Source organism: Mesobacillus sp. (assembly GCF_047739415.1).
Classification (GTDB): domain Bacteria; phylum Bacillota; class Bacilli; order Bacillales; family Cytobacillaceae; genus Mesobacillus.
This window is the reverse complement of record NZ_JBIQOE010000286.1, coordinates 60,564-66,752: the sequence shown is the minus strand read 5'-3', so window position 1 is coordinate 66,752 and position 6,189 is coordinate 60,564. Positions and strand designations below refer to the sequence as shown.

Sequence of the window (6,189 nt, the reverse complement as noted above, 5' to 3'; positions counted from 1 at the left end):
TTATCTTGCTGTGCAATAGTCTGGCCCATTCCTCTAACCCCTTGTGACAAAATTGTGAATAACTTTATTTTATATGATTTTTCGGTCTTTTCCTATAATTTCATTTTCGTCCCTTAGAAAAAGTAAATTAAAAGCACCTTAATCGCACCAGAAAAGACACAACCAGGGACAAAAGAAAAAGCCCGAACCTAAGTCCGGACTTTCCTTCTAAATGAGAATATTGTTTATTAATGAGGTTTTAGTACATTGCTTAATACATATTTCATAAGTAAGGAATAAGCAGCTATGGTCGAAACAACTAACATGGAAACCATTGGTACGACACCATCCTTAAGGGTCTTTTTTAACTGAGAATAATTTTCATCTTAAGAAAAGTGTAGCACTATTGATTATCATTTTCAATGGAAGGAGATTAATTGTCACACTTATTTAACAAATTCGGGACGAAGCGACCCTGTTTGGAGAATTCTGATTCATACTTTGTTAACTCTCTCAATGCCTTCTCCTCTGCAGGAATCCTGATTGATAAAATGAGGATATTCAACAAAGTAAAGACCACCATTGTGATATAGGCATTGAACATCAATGGAATCACAATCAACTCTATCGCAACAATTAAATAGTTTGGATGCTTGATGATTTTATAGGGACCTCTCTTTACTACATTAGCCCCGGGAAGAATAATAATCTTTGTATTCCAGAACCTTCCCAATGAAGCTAGTGCCCAAATTCTCATTGCTTGTGTAAAAATAAACAGACTAAGCAATACCGGCCAATAATCTGAAAGGTTTTTATCCAACAGGTTCACTTCCAATATAAAAGATATGAAAAAAGCTGTATGGATCGACACCATCGCGGGATAATGGCCCTGGCCGAATTCTATTGCTCCTTGATCTTTCATCCAGGCCTCATTTTTTCTCGCGATGACTAGTTCTGTTATCCGCTGAAAGATTATTAAACCTACAAAAATGAGGAATACCATGTTATTCCCACCTCATTAATAGCAATTCCGAGCTAAAACCTGGGCCAAGTGCAGCACCAAGTCCAAGATCGCCTTCCTCCGCTGTCTCCATGAACCTTCTTAATACATATAGTATGGTCGCTGAAGACATATTCCCATATTCTTTTAAGACGTTCAGGGAAGTCTCGGTCATTTTTCCAGGGAACTTCAGGGCAGAAACATAGGCATCAAGGACTTTCTTTCCTCCTGGGTGCGCAATAAAATGATCAAGATCTGGAACGTCAAGACCATTGGAATTTAAAAATCTTAAGACATTTGGCTGTAGCCAGTTTTCGATTATCGTCGGTATATCCTTCGAAAACACGACATACAGTCCCTCATTCTTCACTTCCCATCCCATAACATCTTCAGAATCAGGCATCGTTGTGGACTGTGTACCGATAATATTAGGTGCAGATTCTTTTTTCATTATATTTTCATAGCCAGAATCATCACCACAGACCAGGGCACATGCAACCCCGTCTGCAAACAATGAGGTTCCGATCAGATTGCTTTTTGACCGATCGTTCCGCTGGAAGGTTAAACTGCATAATTCAACGGATAGCACAAGTACCTTGGCCTTCGGGTAGGCCAGGCAGTACTCATATGCTCGCGAAAGCCCGCTTGCTCCACCTGCACAACCGAGGCCCCAAATCGGAATCCTTTTCATGTATTGTGATGATGGCAATATATTCATTATTCTCGCATCAATGCTGGGAGTTGACACACCTGTGCTGCTGATGGTAAAAATAGCATCGATCTCTTCAAGATGGACTTCGTCTTTTAAAAATACATCACTCTTTAGGCAATTCGAGATCGCTTTTGCCCCAAGTTCCACAGCTGCATCAATATAGGCATTATTCTTCTCTTCAAAGGTATGATCATTTTCAAACCAATCAAGATCTTTGGCAAAATGGCGTTTCTCGATTTGGCCATTCTGGAAAACGGTGAGCAGCCTATTTATATCCTTAAAGGATTCCTTGAATAGCTTTTCTGCGAACTCCATTACCTTATCTTGTTCTATAGAAAATGGCGGCAATTCTTCTGCGATGGATATGACTCTTGGCATGTTATACTCTCCTCACATCTATGTACGGTTACTTTTTCCATTTACCCAGAGAGTATACAGTCAAACTAACTTAGACTAAAACGAAAAAAAGGCTTTCCCCCACAATCGGGGAAAGCCTAACGTTTTGAAGGAGTTGCTGTGCAAGTTCATTATACAATGCATCTTTAGCCTTATACATTATAAAATCTTTTCCAGTTGACGTTTTATATCAATGCAGACTCCCAGCTTTTACGGTTTTTCAACTCAATGGCATCTTTTGGGCAATGCAGTAAACATACTTCTGCTTACAGTACTTGTTTTATATCATACAATCAAAATCCATGAATCGTCATTCCACCATCGACAAACAGGGTTTGTCCAGTTACATAATTCCCGGCTTCCGAGCTTAGAAATACCACCGGACCCACAAGCTCTGAAAGCTCACCGATCCTTTTCAGTGGGGTAACGGCAAGGATGTCTTTAACATATTCTTCGTCTGCCAATAGCTTTTCAGTCAGCGGCGTTTTGAAGTACCACGGTCCGATTGAGTTCACATTGATTCCGTATTGGCCCCATTCCATCGCGAGCACCTTTGTCATCTGCATCAGGGCTGCCTTAGTTGCCGCATAGACGACACCGGTCCTGAGGGCTACTTGCCCCGCCACAGACGCGATATTAATGATTTTGCCTCCTGATTGTTGTCCCTTCATGACTTTCCCGGCTTCCTGAGACATCATGAAGGCAGATTTTAAATTGGTATCCATGATTGTTTGCCATTCTTCATCCGTTGCCTCTAATGCCTTTGAACGGATGTTCATGCCCGCATTGTTGACAAGGATATCAATCTTTCCCCATTCAGAGAAAACTGTAGAAATCGAATTATGTACTTCATCCCTTTTTGTCACATCAGTCGGGAGCACCATGGTTTTATTTCCTAACTTTTCTATTATCGAAGAAGTTTCTTTGAGATCTTCCTCCGTTCGTGCAAGTAAGGCCACATCTGCTCCAGCTTCAGCCAGACCGATTGCAATCGCACGGCCAATTCCTCTGCCAGCACCAGACACTACCGCAGTTTTTCCTTTCAAATCAAAAGATGGCAAAAACACAAATATCATCCTCCTGCTCTAAATTGACTTAATTTTAACATATTGTTCATGAAAAATAGGGTATCTCGCCTGGGAAAAGAAAAAGCACCAAACTAGGTGCTATTTTTCGTTGGACTGCTTTTGTACTTCAATCCAGATTTGTTTTTCAGCTGCTCCCCCACATTTTTTACATAATCGCATTTCATCATATATGAGGCGGCAATGTTCACAATAGTACTTCTGCATGAAAACCACTTCCTGATAAATCCATTTTCTATTAGTTTATTAGCTTAACGTGGAATGGTGATTCCTGTTTTTTTAAATTGCTTTTTTAAAAATGTCAAGTCGTTCTATCACATCCTGATTTGTTCATTTGCTGATTTGCTCATGTTTTCACATAAATGTATTCACAGATTTTTCACAATTCCCCCTCGTTCCATGTGACTTAAATCACTGTATTGACGTGTTTTCACCATTAACATAGTAAATATATCAGGTATGAACAATTTGTGAACTGTCTGAAACCATATTTACGTTTCCAAATTGTTTTGTATTATGAGAGTGTACTCATCATTTATTAACGAACATTTTATACGAAGGGAGTGGACCGGGATGGCTCAGCCTGGAATTGGGAAGAAAACACATACAAAGGTGGAAGACCAATCTTCCTTGAAAGGAACACTTGCATCCGTTTTCTTGTTAGGATTCTTTTTAATCGCTACATGGGTAGGCGTTTATTTCTTATTTGTTGATCGTTTTTAAGAGAGACCAAAAGGGGAGAAAGAAGATATGCACATTCATAAATTTGAAAAAATCTGGCTGATTTTTGGAATTACGACATTGATTGTATTTCTATCTGTAATTGGGGTCAGCGCTTTCTATTTAGGCAACCAGCCCCCAAGCTGCCTGGCAACAATCAATCCTGAAAAGGTAGATACTACAGCGCCTTTCAATGAGCCTGGTTTGAAAAAGGTTGAAGGAAAAGAATGGGATTACGAGCTTGTTTACGTGGCGTCTGCTTTTTCTTTCAACCCTGGACAGGTAGAAGTTCCATTAGGAGCTAAGGTGAAAGTGATTGCGACTACGAAGGATGTAATCCACGGCTTTGAGGTAGCGGGCACAAATATCAACATGATGCTTGAACCTGGCTATATCAGTGAGTTCGTCACAACTTTTGACAAAGCCGGCGAATATCTGATTGTTTGTAATGAATATTGTGGTGTCGGACACCACATGATGTCGTCTAAAATCAAGGTGGTGAAATAATGAATACAACATCAATCAATCCAAAAGTTGACCGCCGCGACGGCAAACTGGCAATGGCCCACTTCTATGTCGCTTTCATCGCCCTTGCCATCGGCGGACTTGCAGGCTTGCTGCAGACACTTGTCCGTTCAGGAAAATTCGAATTGCCTTCTTGGACTGGATACTACCAAATCCTGACCATCCATGGGGTTGTTCTTGGACTTGTTTTAACAACATTTTTCATTATGGGGTTCCAGCTCTCTCTAGTGAGCAAAACATCCGGAACATTAACTGATAAACAGCGAAAGACTGGCTGGATTGGCTTCTGGACGATGACAATCGGAACTGTAATGGCTGCTATTATGATCCTTACGAACCAGGCATCTGTTCTATATACATTCTATGCACCATTACAAGCACACGCACTTTTTTACTTAGGACTTACACTTGTAATTGTCGGAAGCTGGATTGACGGCGCTGCAATCATCATGGCTTATACTTCTTGGAGAAAAGCTAATCCTGGAAAGCCTAGCCCGCTTCTGACTTTCATGTCACTCGTCAACACGCTTATGTGGATCGTAGCTACGATTGGTGTCGCTGCAACAGTACTATTCCAATTGCTTCCTTGGTCACTGGGCCTGGTAGAGCGGGTAGATGTGTTGGTTAGCCGTACATTGTTCTGGTACTTCGGCCACCCGCTAGTTTACTTCTGGCTGCTGCCTGCATATATGGCCTGGTACGCAATCGTGCCAAAGATCATTGGCGGAAAGATTTTCTCTGATTCATTAGCTAGGATGTCATTCATCCTGTTCCTGTTGTTCTCAATTCCGGTTGGTTTTCACCACCAGTTGACAGAACCAGGTATTGACCCGGCTTGGAAATTCCTTCAGGTTATTTTGACATTCCTTGTTGTTATTCCATCATTGATGACCGCATTCTCATTGTTTGCGACATTTGAGATGTTTGGCCGTTCTAAAGGATCTACCGGCCTATTCGGCTGGGTGAAAAAGCTTCCTTGGGGAGATGCCCGATTCGCAGTACCTTTCATAGGTATGCTTGCATTCATCCCTGCTGGTGCCGGCGGACTTATCAATGCTTCCAACCAGTTGAACCAGGTAGTACACAACACAATCTGGGTTACAGGACACTTCCATTTAACACTTGCAACTTCAGTTGTCCTTACTTTCTTTGGAATTTCTTATTGGCTGGTCCCTCACCTGACTGGCAGGGTCTTGACAAAGGCTATGAATAAACTAGCCATTATCCAGGGGATTGTTTGGGCAATCGGTATGACATTCATGTCCGGCGCGATGCACGCAGCCGGCCTGCTTGGAGCTCCACGCCGTTCTTCATTCTCAACATACGGCGGTTCAGAGCAAGCAGCTGAATGGATTCCTTACCAGGTGGCACAGGCAGTTGGCGGATCCATCCTGTTCCTTGGAATCATCCTGATACTTTACATTTTCATCAACCTTGCTTTCTTCGCACCTAAGGGGGAAGAAGAATTCCCTGTCGGAGAAGTTGCTGACCAAGCAGAAAAAACTCCGATGGTATTCGAAAACTGGAAGCTATGGCTTGGCATCACTGTTCTTTTGATTCTTTTCGCTTACACGATACCATTCATCGATATGATTGAAAATGCACCGATCGGGTCGAAAGGATATAAGTTCTTCTAAAAAATCTCTTGCCTGAATTAGTTTTAGAAATAAATTAACCAAACAGGGTCTGAAACTGCAAAAGATTTCAGACCCTGTTTTTTATTTTTAACAGTATTTACCACAAAAAAATAGAATGCCTCAGCATCCTATTTT

General features: G+C 41.5%; 6 protein-coding genes. 3 read left to right on the top strand and 3 right to left on the bottom strand.

Translation table 11 applies throughout. From position 1 onward, the window contains the following. Positions 1 to 412: 412 nt before the first annotated feature. The 3 genes from ACH0QE_RS22965 to ACH0QE_RS22955 all read right to left on the bottom strand — a co-directional run bounded on the left by ACH0QE_RS22965 (position 413) and on the right by ACH0QE_RS22955 (position 3,154). Complete coding sequence (locus tag ACH0QE_RS22965) at positions 413 to 982, bottom strand: isoprenylcysteine carboxyl methyltransferase family protein (protein ID WP_415802751.1); 570 nt, start codon at positions 980 to 982, stop codon at positions 413 to 415. A 1-nt stretch (position 983) separates the two neighbouring features. Further along, positions 984 to 2,069 (bottom strand): type III polyketide synthase, encoded by a 1,086-nt coding sequence (locus tag ACH0QE_RS22960; protein WP_415802749.1) that lies wholly within the window; start codon positions 2,067 to 2,069, stop codon positions 984 to 986. Positions 2,070 to 2,380: 311 nt separating this feature from the next. Further along, positions 2,381 to 3,154 carry an SDR family NAD(P)-dependent oxidoreductase gene (locus ACH0QE_RS22955; protein ID WP_415802747.1) on the bottom strand — a complete coding sequence of 258 codons (774 nt, stop codon included), beginning with the start codon at positions 3,152 to 3,154 and terminating at the stop codon, positions 2,381 to 2,383. Positions 3,155 to 3,745: 591 nt separating this feature from the next. Between ACH0QE_RS22955 and ACH0QE_RS22950 the strand changes: the two genes are divergently transcribed. The 3 genes from ACH0QE_RS22950 to ACH0QE_RS22940 are packed head-to-tail and all read left to right on the top strand — an operon-like array spanning position 3,746 to position 6,054. After that, a complete protein-coding gene (locus ACH0QE_RS22950; RefSeq protein ID WP_415802746.1) occupies positions 3,746 to 3,895 on the top strand; it encodes a cytochrome c oxidase subunit 2A in 150 nt (49 codons plus the stop codon). Positions 3,896 to 3,922: 27 nt separating this feature from the next. Beyond that, the gene (locus ACH0QE_RS22945; RefSeq protein WP_415802745.1) at positions 3,923 to 4,399 is read left to right on the top strand and encodes a cytochrome c oxidase subunit II; all 477 of its coding nucleotides are present in this window, start codon (positions 3,923 to 3,925) and stop codon (positions 4,397 to 4,399) included. Continuing rightward, the gene (locus ACH0QE_RS22940; RefSeq protein ID WP_415802744.1) at positions 4,399 to 6,054 is read left to right on the top strand and encodes a b(o/a)3-type cytochrome-c oxidase subunit 1; all 1,656 of its coding nucleotides are present in this window, start codon (positions 4,399 to 4,401) and stop codon (positions 6,052 to 6,054) included. Before ACH0QE_RS22945 ends, ACH0QE_RS22940 begins: the two co-directional genes overlap by 1 nt. The last annotated feature ends 135 nt before the right edge of the window (positions 6,055 to 6,189 follow it).

Bases quoted from the DNA above. Each gene is read 5' to 3' on its own strand.
- ACH0QE_RS22940 (WP_415802744.1), top strand. From the start codon at position 4,399: ATGAATACAACATCAATCAATCCAAAAGTTGACCGCCGCGACGGCAAA.
- ACH0QE_RS22965 (WP_415802751.1), bottom strand. From the start codon at position 982: ATGGTATTCCTCATTTTTGTAGGTTTAATAATCTTTCAGCGGATAACA.
- ACH0QE_RS22950 (WP_415802746.1), top strand. From the start codon at position 3,746: ATGGCTCAGCCTGGAATTGGGAAGAAAACACATACAAAGGTGGAAGAC.
- ACH0QE_RS22960 (WP_415802749.1), bottom strand. From the start codon at position 2,069: ATGCCAAGAGTCATATCCATCGCAGAAGAATTGCCGCCATTTTCTATA.
- ACH0QE_RS22945 (WP_415802745.1), top strand. From the start codon at position 3,923: ATGCACATTCATAAATTTGAAAAAATCTGGCTGATTTTTGGAATTACG.